The following is a 17,168-nucleotide window of genomic DNA, read 5'->3' as shown; positions in this document are numbered from 1 at the left end:
TTGCGAGCGCCAGTGTTTCGAAGTCCGGTTTGTCTTATCCGAAACTCGCATAAAGGCCGCGGCCATGCTGTTTGAGCCAGCGATCCGCTTCGCGCACATTGCCCTCGAATAGTTCGCCCAGCATGGCGTGGAAGGCGGGTGAATGGTCAAAATGGACCAGATGCGTTACTTCATGCGCGACGACGGAACGGCGCACCAAATCCGGCGCTTGAATGAGGCGCCAATTCAAACGGATGCGCTTGCGATCCGAACAGCTGCCCCAACGTTTCTGTGCGCGCGATAGCGCGACCGGCACCGGTTCCAGTCCGGCAGTTTCGCAATAATGCGTCACATCGTCTTCAAAGGTCGCTAGCGCACGGGTTTCACACCATCGCCTCAGCCGTGCTTCAAGCGAGGAGAGCGGTCCGCCGAGCATGATCGTATCATGCTCAAGCCGCGGTGTGCGTGGGTGCGTCTGATCCCACTCGATCGCGTGAGGCTCCCCATGCAATTGCAGCGTTCCGCCTGGTTCAGGGGAGGTGCGTTGTGGCAGCTTGTCGAGCTGTATTGCCAACCACTCCGTTTTCGCATGGGCAAAGGCGATCGCTTCCGCGCTTCGGGCCCATTGCGGCAGAGTGAGGCGGACTGCACTGCCATCGGGCGCTATCCGCAAGGTGAGCCTGCGCGCGCGCGGGTGGCGCTTCAATTCGATGGGCAGGACGCGCCCCGCCAGCTCGATCTCCGGCTCAAGCTGCTCCTTGCGAAGCCAGTCGATCATCGCTCGCTCTCGCGCACATAAGTGTCCCAATCGACGATATGATGCTCAGGCGGGCCCGCATGGGTTTCGCTGATCACGCGGCCAACTACGGATACGCCTGCGTGCTCGACGGCCTCGCGGTCGCCGCTCAAAAGATAATGCCATTCAGGCAATGGCTCGCCTTGCGCGCGCCTGCGATAAGCACAGGTTTGCGGCAACCATGGGACATCCTCGACGATCTTGAGCGTCAAGCGCAGGCAATCCGGCACAAAGGCTTTGCGGTTCTTGTAATCAGTGCAACGCGCGGTTTTGGTATCAAGCAATTTGCACGCGACATTAGTGTCGAAGATTTCGCCTGTGTCTTCTTCTTCGACCTTGTGCAGGCAGCATCGTCCGCAGCCATCGCATAGCGCTTCCCATTCTGCGCGCGACAAGTCCTTCAGCGGAAGGGTCCAGAACTGATCCCTCAGCTCACCCATTTGTTAAGTTCAGCCGCGACGCTTTCCGCGCCTTCATCTGTGGGCAGTGTTGCCAATGGCTCTCCATCAGGGCCGAAAAGATAGACTATGTTGGAATGGTCCATCAGATAGCCGCCGCCAGGCGTATCCTCGCCGCGCGAATAGAACACGCGGAAGGTATCGGCTGCGGCTTTGACTTGCTCCTCGCTGCCGGTGAGGCCGATGAGGCGATCAGAGAACGCGGCTGCATATTCGCCGACCTTCTCAGGCGTATCGCGGGCCGGATCGATGCTGATAAACATCGGCTGGATTTTTGCAGCCTGCTGAGGGCGCTTTTCTGCGAAAATCTCAAGCCCCTGTGCCATCCTCTGCGTATCGGTCGGGCAGATGTCGGGGCAAAAGGTGAAGCCAAAATAGACGATCCGGTACTGGCCTTCGAAATCGGTCCAGCGGACAGTCTCTCCATCGCTGCCGACGAGCTCGAAATCGCCGCCAATATCGGCGCCTTGCAGTGGCGGGATAACCGGCTCTTCGGCTTGAGGAGCGGCACTGCAAGCCGCAAGGAAGGCAGAGGCAATTGTCGCCGTAAGGGCGGCACGGAGATTTTGAGGCGTAGCGTGTCGGTTCATGGTCTGCTAATTGGTCATCGTTCAAAGCATTTGTAAGAGGCACACACAGTCTCTTAGGGGCTTTCTGACAGGATTTGTGAAAGGATAACAGGATGGCGCGCGCCGTTATGCGCACAATTGGGATGATGCTGGCGGCTCTGGCTGCCTTTGCTGCGGTGCCTGCGACAGCCCAATTGTTTTCTGAAGGCTATGAATTCCTGAAAGCGGTCAAAGACCGTGATGGCGATGCTGTGACGGACAAGCTCAATGAGCCGGGCACAACCATCGTCAACACGCGCGATATCACTACCGGTGAGACTGCGCTGCACATCGTTACCCAGCGGCGCGATCTTGCATGGATCAAGTTTCTATCTCAGCGCGGCGCCAATCCCAACATTCGCGACAAGAACGGTGTCGCCCCTATCCAGATTGCTGTGACGTTGGGTTTTGTCGACGGTGTCGAAGCACTCATCAAGGCGGGCGCGGACATTAACGTAAAGAATGCGACCGGCGAAACGCCTCTGATCGCAGCGGTGCATCGCCGCGATGTGCCATTGGTGCGCTTGCTGCTTGAGAAAGGCGCGAACACAGACGCAACCGACAATTCCGGCCGCTCCGCGCGCGATTATGTCGCGCTGATGCAAGGGAACGCACGGCTCGCCGACGAGTTTGCAAAGGCAGATGAAAAACGCGCGGAAGCAGGACCAGCCAAGGATTACGGGCCTAGCTTCTAACCGGCTTTGATAATCAACCTGCCGCTGCAAACTGACGAGTGCTCAAATGACTGATTTTGCCGACATGACCTTGGAAGAGCTGCGTGTGGCGCTCGCGCCGGAAGTGGCGGCCGCTGCGATCTTTGATGGTTGGAATGATACGGCTCTGGAAGCTGCCGCTGAAATGGCGGGCGCTGACTTTGATGTCGCAAAGCTCGCTTATGCCGATAAGCCCATCGGCGGCCGCGCCATGGACATGATCGATGCGTGGATCGAAAGCGTCGATGCACAAATGGCGGAAGCTCTCCCGGCAGAGAAATTGAACGAAATGAAGATCCGCGAGCGGATTTTCGAACTGGTCTGGTTCCGCCTGATGGCGGTCGAAGGCCTGGAAGAAGCTTTGCGCCGCGCAATTGCAATCATGGCTTTGCCGCAAAACGCCTCGCGCTCTCTGCAGATCGGCTGGCGAAGTGCAGACCTGATGTGGCGGCTCGCTGGCGATACCGCGACGGACTACAATCACTATACCAAACGCACGATCCTCGGCTCGATCTATGCAGCAACGCTGGCTGTGTTTGTCGAGGATGACAGCGAAGGCAAGGAACAGACCCGCGCGTTTCTCGAGCGCCGCATTGAAGGCGTGATGAAATTCGAGAAAGTGAAAGCGCGGCTACTGCGCCCTGATCGCGAGAGCTTTAACGTGACGCGCTTCCTTGGACGGTTGCGTTACCCGGCACGGTGAATTGGTATCTCAAGCACCTGATTGGTCTGGTTGCGCTTGGGCTGACCGCATCGTGTGCGCCTTCCGCACCTGAGGCTAACGGCACGACTTACAAAGTCTATTTCCTAGGCGGACAATCCAACATGGAAGGCTTCGGCTTTGTGAAGGAGCTTCCGCAGGAGCTCGTAAATGGCGATCATAATGTCCGCATTTTCCACGGACGCAATGTGGCGGACGGCGGGCAAGACGGGGGCGTCGGTGTCTGGGTCCCGCTGACCGCGGGCCATGGCACGGGCTTTGTCACCGACGGGTTCTCCAACCAGCCATCCGCCCGCTTCGGGCCCGAACTGACTTTTGGCATAACAATGGCGGCAATCCAGCCAACCGAGCGCATCGCGATCATAAAATACTCGCGCGGCGGGACCGGCCTCGTCGAAGCGGAATCGCAGTTCGGCAATTGGGATCCGGACTTTGCAGAAGGCAATCGCCGCAATCAGTATGACAATGCGCTTAATACAATCAGCTTGGCGATGAGCACTCGCGACATTGACGGTGACGGTGCGCCGGACAGGCTGATTTCGGCAGGTATAATCTGGATGCAAGGCGAAGCGGATGCGATTGATGATCCTGATATCGCAGATGCCTATGATGCGAACCTTGCGCGCCTAATGTCGCTGTTTCGCGCGGCTTTGCACGATGACGAGCTTCCCATCGTTGTCGGACAGATCAAGGATTCCGGCAAAACACTTGAAACACAGGTCATGCGCTATTCGAAAGATGTGCAAGCCGCCCAGAAACGCTTCGTGGAGAACGATGCGTGCGCGCATCTGGTGACGGAGACAGAGGACTTCGGTTTCCTGCCCGATGGCTGGCACTATCGGTCGCAGGATTATGTCAAACTTGGCGAGGCTTTTGCGCGGGCCGCAACGCAATTGGAGCAGGATTGCAGCACGTGAGCTGAAGCAATTCCGATGCTTTATTGAGAATCGGTTGCAATTAGCGGCGCGCTCTGGCAGCGCATCTCGCGATGACATTAGACCTCTTGCCTCATGGCACATCTGCCACGATCACGTCTGTCTCCTGGGAACAGATCCCTGATGAAGACGCGCAGCGTTTACGTGCGCTGGGTCTCGATGAAGGCGCAGAAGTCGGCATCGCGCATCGCGGGGTTTTCGGCGGCAAAGACCCACTCGCTGTGACCATTGGCCGTATGACAGTGGCCCTCCGCCGCTCGCATGCCGCCGCTATGACGGTAGCAGCGCAATGAGCAGCATCCGCCGAGCAGCCCTTGTGGGCAATCCCAATGCAGGCAAGAGCGCGCTGTTCAATGCGCTGACCGGCGCTCGGCAGAAGATCGCGAACTATCCCGGTGTGACCGTTGAGCGCAAAGTTGGGCGCATCACGCTAGGCAATGGCGAGCCGATGGAACTGGTCGATTTGCCGGGCAGCTATTCGCTGCATGACACGACCAGTCCGGATGAAGAAGTTACGCGGCAATTGGTCGTGGGCGAGTTTGAAGGCGAAGCCCAGCCAGATGTGCTTATCGTTGTGCTGGATGCCGCAAACCTAGAGCAGCATCTGGTCTTCGCGCAGGAAGTTATCGCGCTTGGGCGCCCGACGGTGGTTGCGCTTAACATGGTGGATCTCGCGACGCGCGATGGCCTGACGCTGGATGCTGGCGCTTTGAGTAACGCTCTGGGTGTGCCGGTGGTTGAGACAGTCGCAGTGCGGCGCAAAGGTCTTGATGATCTGTCAGCAGCAGTGGCGGATGCCAAGCGGCTCGATGACGCGCTGGCTGAGCAGCGCCGTACAGGCCAGCTGTCTTTACCCGAACGCCGTTTGGCCGCGCAGAATATCGCCAAGGCCGCAATCCTGTCGGAGAGCGGCACGCATCGCTTGAACTCCGGCATGGACAAAGTGCTGATGCACCCATGGGCGGGCCCTGTGATCCTGTTCGGACTTTTGTTCGTGATGTTTCAGGCGGTGTTCGCGTGGGCTGATCCGTTTATTGGCTTGATCGAAAGCGCAACCGAGGCTGCAGCAGGCTTCGTCACCGCGAATATGGGCGAGAGCTTCATCCGCGATTTTCTGACCGAGGGTCTGATTGCAGGCGTCGGTTCTGTCGTCGTCTTCCTGCCGCAGATTGTGATCCTGTTTGCCTTCATTCTGGTGATGGAAGCGAGCGGATATATGGCACGCGCCGCCTTCCTGATGGACCGTCTGATGGCGCGCGTGGGCCTTTCCGGGCGCAGCTTCATCCCGCTGCTCTCGAGCTTCGCTTGCGCGATCCCCGGTATCATGGCGACGCGGTCGATTTCTGACCCCAAGGACAGGCTGACGACGATCCTGATCGCGCCGCTGATGACGTGCTCAGCGCGGCTTCCGGTCTATGCTGTTATCATCGCAGCAGTCATCCCTGCCACCAGCGTTGGCCCGGGGATTGGCTTGCAAGGCCTGGTCCTATTCGGCCTCTACATCGCTGGAATACTCGGTGCGATGATTGTCGCACTGGTTCTGCGGCGTTCCGTCACAAAAGGCGCGGCGAGCGGCTTCATCATGGAGCTGCCACGCTATCAGTGGCCGCGCGTCAAGGATTTGCTGATCGGGTTGTGGCAGCGCGCATGGGTGTTCCTGCGCCGCGCGGGTACGATCATCTTCGCAGCCACGGTAATCCTGTGGCTGCTGCTGACTTTCCCCAAAGCGGGCGAGGGCGAAAGCCAGCTGGACGCAAGCTTTGCCGGACAGATCGCGACCGCCATGCATCCGGTGTTCGAGCCGGTTGGCTTTAACCGCGAAATGACGCTCGCGATCGTGCCGGCCATGGCGGCGCGCGAGGTGGCAGTCGCAAGCCTTGCGACCACTTACGCTGTCGAAGCGGAAGATGATGAAGCAACGGAGCTCGCCTTGCGCGATCAGATCGCCGCGCGCTGGAGCTTGCCGACTGCGCTTGCCTTCCTCGCCTGGTTCGTATTCGCTCCGCAGTGCCTCTCCACCATCGCGGTCACTCGGCGCGAGACAAACGGGTGGAAATGGCCCTTGTTCATGCTCGGCTATCTGTTTGCGCTTGCCTACGTCTTTGCGGGCCTGACCTACTGGATCGCAACCGCAGCGGGGCTTTAGCGAGCCTCACAATCAGGCTTCCCACAAACCTCTTGTGAAAAGTGCGAAACGCGGGTGGCGACTCAGTGAGCCATTCGATAAGCCCATGTCCAAGACACGGAAGGATTCTTGAAATGGCGGGTTCACTCAACAAGGTCATGCTGATCGGCAATCTGGGCGCAGACCCGGAAGTGCGCAGCTTCCAGAATGGCGGCAAGGTCTGCAATTTGCGGATCGCGACCAGTGAAACCTGGAAAGATCGAAGTACGGGCGAGCGTCAGGAGCGGACCGAGTGGCATACCGTTGCGATCTTTTCCGAAGGCCTGATCAATGTCTGTGAGAACTACCTCAAGAAAGGCTCCAAGGTCTTTATCGAAGGCAAGCTGCAGACCCGCAAGTGGCAGGACCAGTCCGGCAATGATCGCTATTCAACCGAAGTGGTGCTGCGCGGCTATGATGGCACGCTGACCATGCTCGACGGTCGCTCAGGCGGCGGCGGTGGTGGAGGCGGCTATGGCGGCGGTTCAGGCGGCGGGGGCGGCTGGAACCAGGGCGCTGGCGGTTCAGGGGGCGGCCAAGGTGCCGGCGGCGGTGGCCAGAGCGGCGGCGGCTCCAATTATGACGATCTGGATGACGACATTCCGTTTTGATCACTGCGAGATCGCGGACCCGCCGAGAGTCTACGCCCCGTAAAATGCCTGCGCGAACCGTTCCCATTCGTCTGATGAGCCAACGATGAAGCGCAGCGGTGCGCCGCCTGCAGCAACGACCAAGCCGAGCACGCTTGCCCAATGGGGTCGCTTGCGTGTCCTCCAGTCATAGATCAGGAATGCGCCAGCGATTGCGAGCGCTGCCACGGCGGGCAAAGGTTCAAGACCAATCGCCAGACCCAGCCGCGCGGTAGCCGGTGGCAACATCATGAGGCCAGCAAGCACAATAAGCCGTTTATGTGCGGCGCCGTCGTTTCGTCTAATGAGCGCTAATCCGTAAAACAGCACGAAGCCGAGCAAATCCATGCTTGGAAAAATGGTCGACCCTGCGGGAGTCAGACCACCGATCGAATTGGTCGGTTTCGCAATGGCGCCGCTCACGACGACATATCCTGTCGCCAGTATTAGAGCGGCCAAAATCAGGCTGGCTTGACCCATCTTTCGGTGTAGCGCGTAGTTCGAATTGCCAATCAGCCACGCCTGCGAAGCTGTCAGTCCATACCAACTGAACGTCACGATCCCGTGAACTACGAGAAGCGGTGTTGGCGGGAAGGGAAACTCAGGCAGATACAAGGCTGAGGCGCTGAAACCCGCGGTGATGATTGCAATCATCACTAAGGTCATAATCAAGAAAAAGCGCTCTGCGCGTGGATTGCCCGCCATTCAGTTGCCCCCCAGCGATACCGACCCGAGAAGAGAATTAGGGTGTGGCTGCAAGCATTGCAAATTGCTCACTGATTGCGCGGATAAGTGCAGCTATGCTTTTGCGCTCACTGCAAAAATTCCGAGCGCGCAAACTGGCCCTAGGAGAAACGGCCAGAACGGCGAGCTAAAGCCGATTACGGCTTGCGCGATAAGCAGCGCCGCAGGCGCTATGAGCACGAGCGCAGCCAGTTGCGTTCGAACAAATGCGGCCAGTCCCAGCGCTAAGATGGCGTAGATCAGCCCCCGGCGATTGAGCTCCAATCCTGCGAGCTCGAAAGTCTCTACTGGGCCCATGGCAACTGCTGCAATTGAAGCAATCCCTGCAATCCCCGCGAGAGCGAGCGATCCTATCACTGGCCCGTGAGTCCACGCCCGCTTTGCCCACAAAAATGCCGTGCCAAGCAATAAGGCGCTGGCGAGCCAGTCGCTTGGCTCACCTTTTTGCGGATCAGTATCCATCGAGATCGCAAGGAATGGCAGGACCAAGATGATCGCGGCGATCATGGCGGGTGTCGCATGGGCCTTCACTGAGTCCAGCGTTGCCCCAGGCCGCTGCCAGAACGGCAGGCTGACAGCGAACAGCACAATCGAAATGCCGAGAAGCTCGCTTCCCTCTTCGATTGCTGCGCGCAAAGGTCTCCATTCGGACCCGCGCCAATCCATCGCATTCTCGACATATTCCTGAAAAGCGACGGAGAGCAGGACAGCAAAACCGATCCCGATGATAAGTATCTGCAAGCGTTCTCGGCCACCATGCCACAGCAAGGTCAGGCCGGAGCGGATTGATAAATAAGCGATCACCAGCGCGAGCGGGATGGCCAAAGCCCAGCGCCCCGCATCGAGAGATTTGCTGATTGAGCCCATCCGCTCATGCAATGACCCAACTTCATCGAGCGACAGAAACAGGATGATGCAGGCTAATGTGAGCCATGCGCGCTTCAGCTTGACATTAGGAGCACCAAGCGCGTTGTCGAAAGTCAGCAATGCGGTCAGCAAAAGCAGACTTCCGCCCCACCAAGCTGCGAAATTGTGCTCCCAGCGCAAATTCCATTGCCATTCGAGAGGTACGGTCTCCGGGTTTGCAGTGATGTAATAAGTGATGAGGACCAAGGTGGCGCTGACACCAACCACAATCGCGGCAAGCGCCGTTGAAATCAGTTTGCCGTGATTGCCCCCCGCTTGCATCCTATTCTTTCTTCAACGCCGCCAAGGCTTCAGCTAGCGGTCCGGACGGCGCGTCATCGCTCACAATGCCGGCCTGTTTTCGTGCAGCATCAGCATTGGGTCCTTCGGCGTAGGGATCAATCGCCAGTCCCAGTGTTTGCGCAACGGCCTCGCCAAGGTCAAAGCTGTCTCCGGAATAAGCGATCTCGTCGAGATCTTCCGCATCCAATTCTATCTCGATCTCTCCATCAAGCTCGGTCGCCGGATCGCGGTCGATCAGGCTTTCTTCCAGAAAGCTAAGAGCCAGCGGCTCGTCGATAGTAACGGCGAAGTCCTCGCCGGAAATCGCACAGCTTTGCGTGATCTCTGCGCTCAGCGTGCCGCTCGCGCGGATAGCCCTTCCGTCTTCCGCGACATCGACCTGTGCGCGCAGGCTTTCAATGCTTGTGAGGCTAAAACGCAGGGCGAGCGCTTCGCGTTCTTCCGCCCTTGCTTCCAGTTTCAAAGTCTCGCCAGGCAGCGGTTTCACTTTGATCGGCCGGGAGAATTCGGGCGCAGCGCTTGCGTTCATGCGTCGGCTTTCGCCGCGAGCAATTCTTCGTCCGACAGCGCGGACAATTCATCCATTAGCGCTAGCAGCATGGTCGCGGCACATTCTGGCGATCCACCTTCATTGAATGTGACGTTGCGCTCCATTGCGCTACTCAATGCCGCAAGGTCGCGGTTGTTGAGGGCAGGGCGGTAAGCCCCCAGTCTTCCGCCCAATGAGCTCATCACTTTGCCCATACGCTTGCCAACTACGACATCATTGACGCCAAATTCGCGCATCTGGCCTTCCATGTCTTCAACGAACAATTCTGCAAACAGCGCGCTTTCGCTGTGCATGTTGCTGGCTTCGAGGCGGACCATCATGCAAGCGCTTACAGCGGTGATCATATCAAAGCGGCCAGCAACGCTATCAGCGACATGGCATTCGGAATAAAAGTCCGGCGTACGCGCGAGCGTCACCGCGCGGTGCCACAAGGGACGCAATGCTTCACGTGGATCAGGCTCAGTACCAAGAAGCTTGGACAGGAATGACATGCAAATTCGCTCCTAAGTCGCGTCTCATCGCGCCAGTTTGCGCGTGTTCAGCCAGAATTCAAATCTTTTGCCCCAGCGACAGGAACGCGCGACATTGCATGCTGCGCTTCATCGCCTTAAGGCGTTGGACAGTTGATATAGTAAGCGTTGCAGACGGAGCAAAGGTTCCAGTGCGGCTCGAATTAAAAGAAGGTTGACCGAATTCATGGCGACAGGTCAGACGATCTGGAAGAATGCGACGAGAATCGCCGTTATTGCGGCATGTGGAGCAGCGCTCGCCGGATGTAGCTCGATCCGCGAATCGCGTGGCTACGTCGTCGACAATGTGCTGCTAAGCTCGGTCCAACCGGAGATTGATAACAAGCGCTCTGTTGAAGGGACGCTCGGCCGTCCGACATTCGAGAGCCAATTCGGTGAACCAACCTGGTATTATGTTTCTAGTGTGACCGGCCGGAAGCCATTCGTACGCCCGCGCATCAGCACCCATTCGGTGCTTGCGGTCCAGTTCGACGAAGCAGGCAATGTCAAATCTGTCGAGCGGTCAGGTATGGATCAGGTTGTTTATCTTACGCCCGATGGTGATGAGACACCGACCTTGGGCAGAGAGCGCGGCTTCCTTGAAGACCTGTTCGGCAATATCGGTACGGTTGGCGCACCTGGTGCGGGCGGCGGACCAGGCGGTCCGTAACCCTTCTCAAGCTTGACGGTTTTGCCATGCTCCCCATATCGCGGGGCATGGACGATAAACACAGCGCCCACGGCCTCACGCAATGGCACGGCACCACCATCATCGGCGTTAAGCGCGGCGATAAGACGGTTATTGCAGGGGACGGTCAAGTCTCCATGGGCAACACCGTGATGAAACCCAATGCGAAGAAAGTTCGCCGGATCGGCGAGGGCGGCAAGGTGGTCGCAGGCTTTGCTGGCGCAACTGCCGATGCCTTCACTCTGTTCGAGCGGCTGGAAAAGAAGCTCGAGCAATATCGCGGGCAGCTGCTGCGCGCGGCGGTGGAGCTTGCGAAGGATTGGCGCACGGACAAATATCTCCGCAATCTCGAAGCGCTGATGATCGTCGCGGATGAAGAGAGCTTGCTGGTGCTCACAGGCAATGGCGATGTGCTGGAGCCTGAAGGCGGGATTGCTGCAATCGGCTCTGGCGGCAATTATGCGCTCGCCGCTGCTCGTGCGCTCGCTGAATATGAAGAGGATGCGGAAACAATCGCGACCAAGGCGATGGCCGTTGCGGCGGATATCTGCGTCTTCACCAATGGCAATCTGACGATTGAGACTGTTTAAGCCCGGACTTCAGGCGGACCCTAGATAATATGACTGACAACCTTACTCCAAAGGCGATTGTCGCCGCGCTGGATGAACACATTATCGGCCAGAAAGACGCCAAGCGCGCGGTCGCAGTTGCGCTTCGCAATCGCTGGCGCCGTCAGCGGCTCGGACCTGAGTTGCGCGATGAAGTCACGCCGAAGAACATCCTCATGATCGGCCCGACGGGCTGCGGTAAGACAGAAATTAGCCGCCGGCTGGCAAAGCTCGCTGAAGCTCCGTTTGTGAAGGTCGAAGCGACCAAGTTCACTGAAGTCGGCTACGTCGGCCGCGACGTGGAACAGATCGCGCGCGATCTGGTAGAAGAAGCGATCCGGCTTGAGAAAGAACGTCGCCGCGAGGCCGTTCGCGAGGCGGCTTCCGAAGCGGCCATGGATCGGCTGCTTAACGCGCTGGTCGGCGATAATGCTTCTGAAGCAACCCGCGAAGCGTTCCGTGAACGTATCGTCCAGAACGCGATGAATGATACCGAAGTCGAAATCGACGTTGAAGAAGCGCCCGCCATGCCGTTCGACATGGGCGGAATGGGCGGCAATGTCGGGATGATCGACCTTGGTGACATGTTTGGCAAGGCTATGGGCAAGAAGCCGACCAAGCGGCGCAAATTGAAGGTTCCTGACGCGTGGGACAAGCTGGTCGATGAAGAAGCTGAAAAGCGCATGGATCAGGACGATGTCGCGCGTGTCGCGCTCGCCAATGCGGAAAACAACGGAATTGTGTTCCTTGACGAAGTCGACAAGATCGCGGTGAGCGATGTGCGTGGCGGATCAGTCAGCCGCGAAGGCGTACAGCGGGACTTGCTGCCACTGATCGAAGGCACGACCGTTTCGACCAAGCATGGCGCGATGAAAACCGACCATGTGCTGTTTATCGCCTCGGGCGCATTTCATGTGGCCAAGCCTTCAGACATGCTGCCCGAATTGCAAGGCCGCCTGCCGATCCGTGTCGAGCTGCGCGCGCTGACGGAAGAGGACTTTGTCCGCATTCTTAGCGAAACGCGGGCGAACCTTGTCGAGCAATACAAGGCACTTATCGGCACGGAAAAGGTCGAGCTTGATTTCCGCGATGACGCGATTGCCGAAGTCGCGAAGATCGCAGCGCAAGTAAACGAGAGCGTCGAGAATATCGGTGCGCGGCGCTTGCAGACTGTGATGGAACGGCTGCTCGAAGAGATCAGCTTCGAAGCGGAAGATCACACAGGCGAAACCGTAACTATTGATGCAGCCTATGTGCGCGAGAAGCTCAGCGATCTGGCAGGCGATACTGACCTCAGCAAATACATCCTTTAGGCTAGCACCACATCAAGGGTGCGGGGCTAGCCCGATCTCGACGCCGGTTTTGTCAGTCAGGGCATATTTGTCGAACAGATCCGTGCTGGCGCGGTTGAGGCCGCGGACTTGAACGCTGCGCCCATTGCGCCGCATGCGTTCGACCGCTTTGTCGAGCGCGGCAATGCCTGAGATATCCCAGAAATGTGCCTTGGACACATCAATGATGACGTGATCTGCCGGGTCGGGCTGTGTGCTCTCCGGCCCGAGTGCGTCCTGGAACCGATCAACGCTGGCGTAGAATATCTGCCCCTTCGCGCGGTAGATCGCGGTATCACCGTCGCGTTCCCGGACGACTTCGAACATTCCCATCACCTTCTGCGTGAAGAAGATGCCTGACAGAACCACGCCCGCGAGTACGCCCAGCGCGAGATTGTGGGTCGCGACCACCACCACGACAGTGGTGAGCATGACGACAGAGCTTTGCCACGGGTGCTTCTGCAGGTTGGGGATCGAGTTCCAGCTGAACGTCCCGATACTCACCATAATCATGATCGCAACAAGGGCCGCCATTGGAATTTGACCTACCAACGGACCGAGAAGCCACAACAAGACAAGCAGCGTAAGACCTGCGGTAAAGGTCGAGAGCCTTCCTCGTCCACCGCTCGTCACGTTAATGACAGACTGACCGATCATCGCGCAGCCGCCCATGCCGCCGAAGAATGCGGTCACGATATTGGCCGCGCCCTGGCCCGCGCTCTCGCGGCGCTTGTTGCTGGTCGTGTGCGTCATGTCGTCGACGATTTGCGCGGTGAGCAGGCTCTCCAGCAAGCCGACTGCGGCCATGGTGGCAGAGTATGGCGCGATGATTGTGAAGGTCTCCCATGTAAGGGGAACGTCAGGGATCACGAAAAAGGGCAGGCCCTCTGGCAGCTCGCCCATATCGTTCACTGTGTTCACATTCATATCGAGCCCGATAGTGATCGAACCGAGCACTACGATTGCCACAAGCGGCGAGGGGATCGCGGTTGTAAAGCGCGGCAACAAATAGATGATTGCAAGCGCGCCTGCGACCAGCGGATAGGTGATCCAAGGCACATCAATCAGCTGCGGCAACTGCGCCATGAAGATAAGGATCGCGAGCGCGTTGACGAAACCTGTAATGACGGAACGGCTCACGAATTGCATCAGCAGGTCGAGCCGCAACACAGCGGCAATTGCCTGGAAGATGCCCATCAGAATCGTCGCTGCGAAAAGGTATTCGACGCCATAGTCGCGTACGAGAGGCACTACGACCACCGCGACCGCAGCCGTGGCAGCCGAGATCATGCCCGGACGCCCGCCGGTAAAGGCAATCACCATTGCGATCGTGATCGACGCGTAGAGCCCGACGCGCGGGTCTACGCCTGCAATAATGGAGAAGCCGATTGCTTCCGGGATCAGCGCCAAGGCAACAACAATACCGGCAAGGATTTCAGCACGCGGGTTCGCGAGCCAGTCGCGCTTCAACGCGGCTGTATCGATCATTTTGTTATGTCCGTTTCTTGATGCGCGCGACAATGGGAGAGGATGCACGCTGTTCGTGTTGCCGCGCGCCATACTTGCTGCGCTGCACAATGCAAGGACAGCGGGTACTTATTCAGTGCTTCGTCTCAGCTCTGTGGTATATCCGCCTCTTCACTCTCCGCCTGCTGGCGCGCCCACATGTCTGCGTAGAGACCGTCGCGCTTTAACAATTCTGCATGCGTCCCGCGCTCGGCAAGCTGTCCTTGCTCCATAACGAGAATCTGATCAGCATTGGCGATGGTAGAAAGCCTGTGTGCGATAGCGACGGTCGTGCGGTCTTTGGCGATCCGGTGAAGCGTCGACAGGATGTCTTGCTCGGTCCGGCTGTCCAGAGCGCTGGTTGCTTCATCAAGCAGGAGGATGGGCGGGTTTTTTACCAGCGTCCGCGCAATCGCGACGCGCTGCTTTTCGCCGCCTGAGAGCTTTAGGCCGCGCTCGCCAACTTCAGTCTCCAAGCCTTGCGGCTGCGCCTCGATGAAAGGCATGATCGCCGCATCGCGAGCCGCGCGCAGGACGTCTTCTTCACTCGCATCGCCGCTGCCATAAGCAATGTTATAGCGCAGTGTGTCATTGAACAGCACGCTGTCTTGCGGAACGATGCCGATAGCTGCACGCAGACTGCCTTGCGTGACATCGGCAATGTCCTGACCGTCAATCAGGATGCGACCTGACTGTGGATCGTAGAAGCGGAACAGCAGCCTTGCGATTGTGCTTTTGCCGGCGCCCGAAGGCCCAACGATTGCGGTTTGCGATCCGGCTGGCACTTCAAAACTAAGCCCGCGCAGGATTTCGCGACCGTCTTCATATTGGAAGCGGACATTCTCGAAGCTGATGGCTGCGCGCTTTACATTGAGTGCTGGCGCGCCTGGCTTGTCTTCGACTTCGACCGACGTGTCGATCAGCGTGAACATCGCGCCCATGTCGACAAGACCCTGCCTGATTGAGCGATAGACAAAGCCAAGCAGGTCAAGCGGACGGAACAGCTGTAACAGATAGGTATTCACGAACACGAGATCGCCGACTGTAAAGCGGCCCTGGCTCCAGCCCCACACGCTGTAGGCCATGGCGCCAGCCATCAGCATATTGGTGATAGCGGCTTGCGCGATGTTGAGCAGCCCGAGCGAGTTCTCGGACTTCATCGCTGCTTTGGCGTAGCTCCTCGCCGCATCGCCATAGCGTTCCTCTTCGCGCGCTTCGGCTCCGAAATATTTGACGGTCTCATAATTGAGCAGCGAGTCGACCGCGCGATCGAGCGCCTTGCCATCCAGATCATTCATCTCGCGGCGTAGCGTGGTGCGCCATTCCGTGATCCAGCGCGTGATCAGAATGTAAGCGATAACAGTGATCGCTGTCGCGATGACCAGCTCGATCCCGAAATTGATATAGAAGATCACGCCAACTGCGATCAGCTCAATGGCAGTTGGAGCAATGTTGAACAGCAGGAAATAGAGCATGGTGTCGATGCTCTTCGTTCCGCGTTCTATGATCTTCGTGACTTCGCCAGTACGGCGCGACAAGTGGAACCTCAGCGAAAGCTTGTGCAACCTGTGGAACACATCCTGCGCTAGGTTCAGGGTTGCGACTTGGCCCACGCGCTCGAAGGCGATATTGCGCAGATTGTCGAAGGCCACGCCGGTAAAGCGCCCAAGCCCGTATGCAAGGACCAGCGCCATTGCGACGGAAACCGCCTCGCTCGCCGCCTTGCTTTCCGACATGGCGTCGACGGCATTCTTGTATGCATAGGGCAAGGCAAGGATGACGCCTTTGGCGGCAAGCACAAACCCCAAGGCAATGACGATCCGCCACCGCAGCGCCGGATTATCCTTCGGCCAGAGATAAGGGAGAAACCGCTTGAGCGTCGCCCAGCTTTCAGCATCAGACGGGGCAGGTGTGGCGGGATCAGGTGGCATCGTGCGCAACCATGTGGGCCTGCCCCTGCTTTAGAACAAGGCTAGACTTGGTAGCAGCCGGTAAAGCCTTGCTTCAGATGCTTCCTCTGGAAGAACGCGCATTGTTTGGCAGATCGAACAGCACCCGGCGCTTATTGAAGTCAATCGCGACGCGGTCAAACGCCTTCAAGTGTTGCATGCCAAGCGACAGGACCGGCTCATCCTTCAATCCCAACGCTTCAAATGCGGGTGCATCAGCATAGGTGATCGGCAGGTTCTTAAGCTCCAGTCCTTGAATACGCAGGCTGCGAGCGAAGGTCAGCGGAGTTGTGATCGAGACCCCATTCACATCTGTCGTTACAACCTGCTGCTGTTCACGGCGTTTGCGAATCCGTTCGCGCAGAGCAAGGTTCCCGAGCGTCGCTTGTGCGCCGGTGTCAATAATGACGGTGGCTTTCACCCCTTCGACAGTTGCTTGCGTGATAAGCAGCTGACCTTCTCTCGGGCGAGCGCGCACGATGATCTCAAAGCCGCGGCTCGAAAGCTTCTCCGTCGCATCAGCCACCGCAATGGTTTTCTTGCGGAAGTCAAACAGGACGCGCATGTCTTGGAGGCTATCAAGGCCGATGATCCCGTCAGCGCCGATATGCGCACGCTCCAGCACCGGTGCAGTAAGTCCGTCAATCGTGCGACTGCCGAACTGAAGGCCATCGAGTTCAACGAGATTCACTTCGCGCCTGCTCGCCATACCAACGACAATAGCAGTGCCAGCATCCGGCAATGCCAAGCGTTCATTGATCTCGTGCGTTACGACCGTCGCCTGGCTGCCAGTGTCGATCATGAAGTCGAACGGACCGACACCTTCTATATTGACGGGGAGGGTAAGCCGCTTGTTGCGCTCTTCCTCCAGTTGCAGCAGCTCAGTCTCCGGATCGGAGAGGTTGGGCGCTATCGCTTGATCGGCGACCGGTGTTTGCGCGACGCTAGACGACACGAGAGCCAGCGTCGAAGCGAGCATGAAATGACCGAAGGGCTGAGGGACAAGCTGGTTATTCATGTCGGCCTTGTATTTGAGGGATTACTGAAGCCTTGTACCATCTAACTGATCAG

Annotated in this window: 19 protein-coding genes; 9 read left to right on the top strand and 10 right to left on the bottom strand. The window is 58.1% G+C overall.

All coding sequences use genetic code 11. The annotated features are described in order from the left end of the window. Positions 1-34 precede the first annotated feature (34 nt). From HUO12_RS08385 to HUO12_RS08375, 3 genes are read right to left on the bottom strand one after another with little or no spacing between them, the layout of a single operon-like run. Positions 35-757: a M48 family metallopeptidase gene (locus HUO12_RS08385; protein ID WP_176273133.1), complete on the bottom strand. Its 723-nt coding sequence runs from the start codon at positions 755-757 to the stop codon at positions 35-37. Further along, entirely contained in the window at positions 754-1,215 is a 462-nt protein-coding gene (locus HUO12_RS08380) for a YcgN family cysteine cluster protein (protein ID WP_176273132.1), read from the bottom strand. The genes HUO12_RS08385 and HUO12_RS08380 overlap by 4 nt, the downstream gene beginning before the upstream one ends. Further along, positions 1,203-1,823 carry an SCO family protein gene (locus tag HUO12_RS08375; protein WP_176273131.1) on the bottom strand — a complete coding sequence of 207 codons (621 nt, stop codon included), beginning with the start codon at positions 1,821-1,823 and terminating at the stop codon, positions 1,203-1,205. Before HUO12_RS08375 ends, HUO12_RS08380 begins: the two co-directional genes overlap by 13 nt. A 92-nt stretch (positions 1,824-1,915) precedes the next feature. Here HUO12_RS08375 and HUO12_RS08370 point away from each other — a divergent pair, with 92 nt between their 5' ends. The 6 genes from HUO12_RS08370 to ssb all read left to right on the top strand — a co-directional run bounded on the left by HUO12_RS08370 (position 1,916) and on the right by ssb (position 6,985). Continuing rightward, positions 1,916-2,536 carry an ankyrin repeat domain-containing protein gene (locus HUO12_RS08370; RefSeq protein ID WP_232367345.1) on the top strand — a complete coding sequence of 207 codons (621 nt, stop codon included), beginning with the start codon at positions 1,916-1,918 and terminating at the stop codon, positions 2,534-2,536. A 46-nt stretch (positions 2,537-2,582) separates the two neighbouring features. After that, positions 2,583-3,257: a COQ9 family protein gene (locus tag HUO12_RS08365; protein WP_176273130.1), complete on the top strand. Its 675-nt coding sequence runs from the start codon at positions 2,583-2,585 to the stop codon at positions 3,255-3,257. Then, positions 3,254-4,192 carry a sialate O-acetylesterase gene (locus HUO12_RS08360; protein ID WP_176273129.1) on the top strand — a complete coding sequence of 313 codons (939 nt, stop codon included), beginning with the start codon at positions 3,254-3,256 and terminating at the stop codon, positions 4,190-4,192. Before HUO12_RS08365 ends, HUO12_RS08360 begins: the two co-directional genes overlap by 4 nt. Positions 4,193-4,263: 71 nt before the next feature. Further along, positions 4,264-4,503 carry a FeoA family protein gene (locus HUO12_RS08355; protein ID WP_176273128.1) on the top strand — a complete coding sequence of 80 codons (240 nt, stop codon included), beginning with the start codon at positions 4,264-4,266 and terminating at the stop codon, positions 4,501-4,503. Further along, positions 4,500-6,356, top strand: coding sequence for a ferrous iron transporter B (gene feoB, locus HUO12_RS08350; RefSeq protein WP_176273127.1), 1,857 nt, complete (start codon positions 4,500-4,502; stop codon positions 6,354-6,356). The genes HUO12_RS08355 and feoB overlap by 4 nt, the downstream gene beginning before the upstream one ends. Before the next feature lie 113 nt (positions 6,357-6,469). Further along, positions 6,470-6,985, top strand: coding sequence for a single-stranded DNA-binding protein (gene ssb, locus HUO12_RS08345; RefSeq protein ID WP_176273126.1), 516 nt, complete (start codon positions 6,470-6,472; stop codon positions 6,983-6,985). Positions 6,986-7,015: 30 nt separating this feature from the next. On the opposite strand, the gene HUO12_RS08340 is transcribed toward ssb, so the two are convergent. The 4 genes from HUO12_RS08340 to HUO12_RS08325 all read right to left on the bottom strand — a co-directional run bounded on the left by HUO12_RS08340 (position 7,016) and on the right by HUO12_RS08325 (position 9,997). Beyond that, complete coding sequence (locus HUO12_RS08340) at positions 7,016-7,669, bottom strand: hypothetical protein (RefSeq protein WP_176273125.1); 654 nt, start codon at positions 7,667-7,669, stop codon at positions 7,016-7,018. Positions 7,670-7,801: 132 nt separating this feature from the next. Next, the gene (locus tag HUO12_RS08335; RefSeq protein WP_176273124.1) at positions 7,802-8,935 is read right to left on the bottom strand and encodes a hypothetical protein; all 1,134 of its coding nucleotides are present in this window, start codon (positions 8,933-8,935) and stop codon (positions 7,802-7,804) included. Position 8,936: 1 nt separating this feature from the next. Beyond that, on the bottom strand, positions 8,937-9,485 hold the full coding sequence (locus tag HUO12_RS08330; protein WP_176273123.1) for a YceD family protein: 549 nt from the start codon (positions 9,483-9,485) through the stop codon (positions 8,937-8,939). Further along, the gene (locus tag HUO12_RS08325) at positions 9,482-9,997 is read right to left on the bottom strand and encodes a ubiquinol-cytochrome C chaperone family protein (protein WP_176273122.1); all 516 of its coding nucleotides are present in this window, start codon (positions 9,995-9,997) and stop codon (positions 9,482-9,484) included. Before HUO12_RS08325 ends, HUO12_RS08330 begins: the two co-directional genes overlap by 4 nt. A gap of 205 nt (positions 9,998-10,202) precedes the next feature. On the opposite strand from HUO12_RS08325, the gene HUO12_RS08320 reads away from it, so the two are divergent. The 3 genes from HUO12_RS08320 to hslU are packed head-to-tail and all read left to right on the top strand — an operon-like array spanning position 10,203 to position 12,624. Further along, positions 10,203-10,685 carry an outer membrane protein assembly factor BamE gene (locus HUO12_RS08320; protein ID WP_176273121.1) on the top strand — a complete coding sequence of 161 codons (483 nt, stop codon included), beginning with the start codon at positions 10,203-10,205 and terminating at the stop codon, positions 10,683-10,685. A gap of 47 nt (positions 10,686-10,732) precedes the next feature. Next, positions 10,733-11,293, top strand: coding sequence for an ATP-dependent protease subunit HslV (gene hslV / locus HUO12_RS08315; RefSeq protein WP_176273120.1), 561 nt, complete (start codon positions 10,733-10,735; stop codon positions 11,291-11,293). A gap of 29 nt (positions 11,294-11,322) precedes the next feature. Further along, complete coding sequence (gene hslU / locus HUO12_RS08310; protein WP_176273119.1) at positions 11,323-12,624, top strand: ATP-dependent protease ATPase subunit HslU; 1,302 nt, start codon at positions 11,323-11,325, stop codon at positions 12,622-12,624. 12 nt (positions 12,625-12,636) lie between these two features. On the opposite strand, the gene HUO12_RS08305 is transcribed toward hslU, so the two are convergent. The 3 genes from HUO12_RS08305 to HUO12_RS08295 all read right to left on the bottom strand — a co-directional run bounded on the left by HUO12_RS08305 (position 12,637) and on the right by HUO12_RS08295 (position 17,115). Next, a complete protein-coding gene (locus tag HUO12_RS08305; RefSeq protein ID WP_176273118.1) occupies positions 12,637-14,130 on the bottom strand; it encodes a SulP family inorganic anion transporter in 1,494 nt (497 codons plus the stop codon). A gap of 125 nt (positions 14,131-14,255) precedes the next feature. Next, complete coding sequence (locus HUO12_RS08300) at positions 14,256-16,079, bottom strand: ABCB family ABC transporter ATP-binding protein/permease (RefSeq protein ID WP_176273117.1); 1,824 nt, start codon at positions 16,077-16,079, stop codon at positions 14,256-14,258. 73 nt (positions 16,080-16,152) lie between these two features. Continuing rightward, complete coding sequence (locus HUO12_RS08295) at positions 16,153-17,115, bottom strand: aspartyl protease family protein (RefSeq protein WP_232367344.1); 963 nt, start codon at positions 17,113-17,115, stop codon at positions 16,153-16,155. Positions 17,116-17,168: the final 53 nt, after the last annotated feature.

Origin of the sequence: Altererythrobacter lutimaris, from assembly GCF_013371495.1 — a bacterium.
In the GTDB taxonomy this organism is placed as follows: domain Bacteria; phylum Pseudomonadota; class Alphaproteobacteria; order Sphingomonadales; family Sphingomonadaceae; genus Erythrobacter; species Erythrobacter lutimaris_A.
This window is presented reverse-complemented; position numbering and strand designations above follow the sequence as displayed.

Bases quoted from the DNA above. Each gene is read 5' to 3' on its own strand.
- HUO12_RS08380 (WP_176273132.1), bottom strand. From the start codon at position 1,215: ATGGGTGAGCTGAGGGATCAGTTCTGGACCCTTCCGCTGAAGGACTTG.
- HUO12_RS08375 (WP_176273131.1), bottom strand. From the start codon at position 1,823: ATGAACCGACACGCTACGCCTCAAAATCTCCGTGCCGCCCTTACGGCG.
- HUO12_RS08330 (WP_176273123.1), bottom strand. From the start codon at position 9,485: ATGAACGCAAGCGCTGCGCCCGAATTCTCCCGGCCGATCAAAGTGAAA.
- HUO12_RS08385 (WP_176273133.1), bottom strand. From the start codon at position 757: ATGATCGACTGGCTTCGCAAGGAGCAGCTTGAGCCGGAGATCGAGCTG.
- HUO12_RS08365 (WP_176273130.1), top strand. From the start codon at position 2,583: ATGACTGATTTTGCCGACATGACCTTGGAAGAGCTGCGTGTGGCGCTC.
- hslU (WP_176273119.1), top strand. From the start codon at position 11,323: ATGACTGACAACCTTACTCCAAAGGCGATTGTCGCCGCGCTGGATGAA.
- HUO12_RS08335 (WP_176273124.1), bottom strand. From the start codon at position 8,935: ATGCAAGCGGGGGGCAATCACGGCAAACTGATTTCAACGGCGCTTGCC.
- HUO12_RS08370 (WP_232367345.1), top strand. From the start codon at position 1,916: ATGGCGCGCGCCGTTATGCGCACAATTGGGATGATGCTGGCGGCTCTG.
- ssb (WP_176273126.1), top strand. From the start codon at position 6,470: ATGGCGGGTTCACTCAACAAGGTCATGCTGATCGGCAATCTGGGCGCA.
- HUO12_RS08295 (WP_232367344.1), bottom strand. From the start codon at position 17,115: ATGAATAACCAGCTTGTCCCTCAGCCCTTCGGTCATTTCATGCTCGCT.
- HUO12_RS08305 (WP_176273118.1), bottom strand. From the start codon at position 14,130: ATGATCGATACAGCCGCGTTGAAGCGCGACTGGCTCGCGAACCCGCGT.
- HUO12_RS08320 (WP_176273121.1), top strand. From the start codon at position 10,203: ATGGCGACAGGTCAGACGATCTGGAAGAATGCGACGAGAATCGCCGTT.
- HUO12_RS08355 (WP_176273128.1), top strand. From the start codon at position 4,264: ATGACATTAGACCTCTTGCCTCATGGCACATCTGCCACGATCACGTCT.
- HUO12_RS08325 (WP_176273122.1), bottom strand. From the start codon at position 9,997: ATGTCATTCCTGTCCAAGCTTCTTGGTACTGAGCCTGATCCACGTGAA.
- HUO12_RS08300 (WP_176273117.1), bottom strand. From the start codon at position 16,079: ATGCCACCTGATCCCGCCACACCTGCCCCGTCTGATGCTGAAAGCTGG.
- hslV (WP_176273120.1), top strand. From the start codon at position 10,733: ATGGACGATAAACACAGCGCCCACGGCCTCACGCAATGGCACGGCACC.
- feoB (WP_176273127.1), top strand. From the start codon at position 4,500: ATGAGCAGCATCCGCCGAGCAGCCCTTGTGGGCAATCCCAATGCAGGC.
- HUO12_RS08340 (WP_176273125.1), bottom strand. From the start codon at position 7,669: ATGACCTTAGTGATGATTGCAATCATCACCGCGGGTTTCAGCGCCTCA.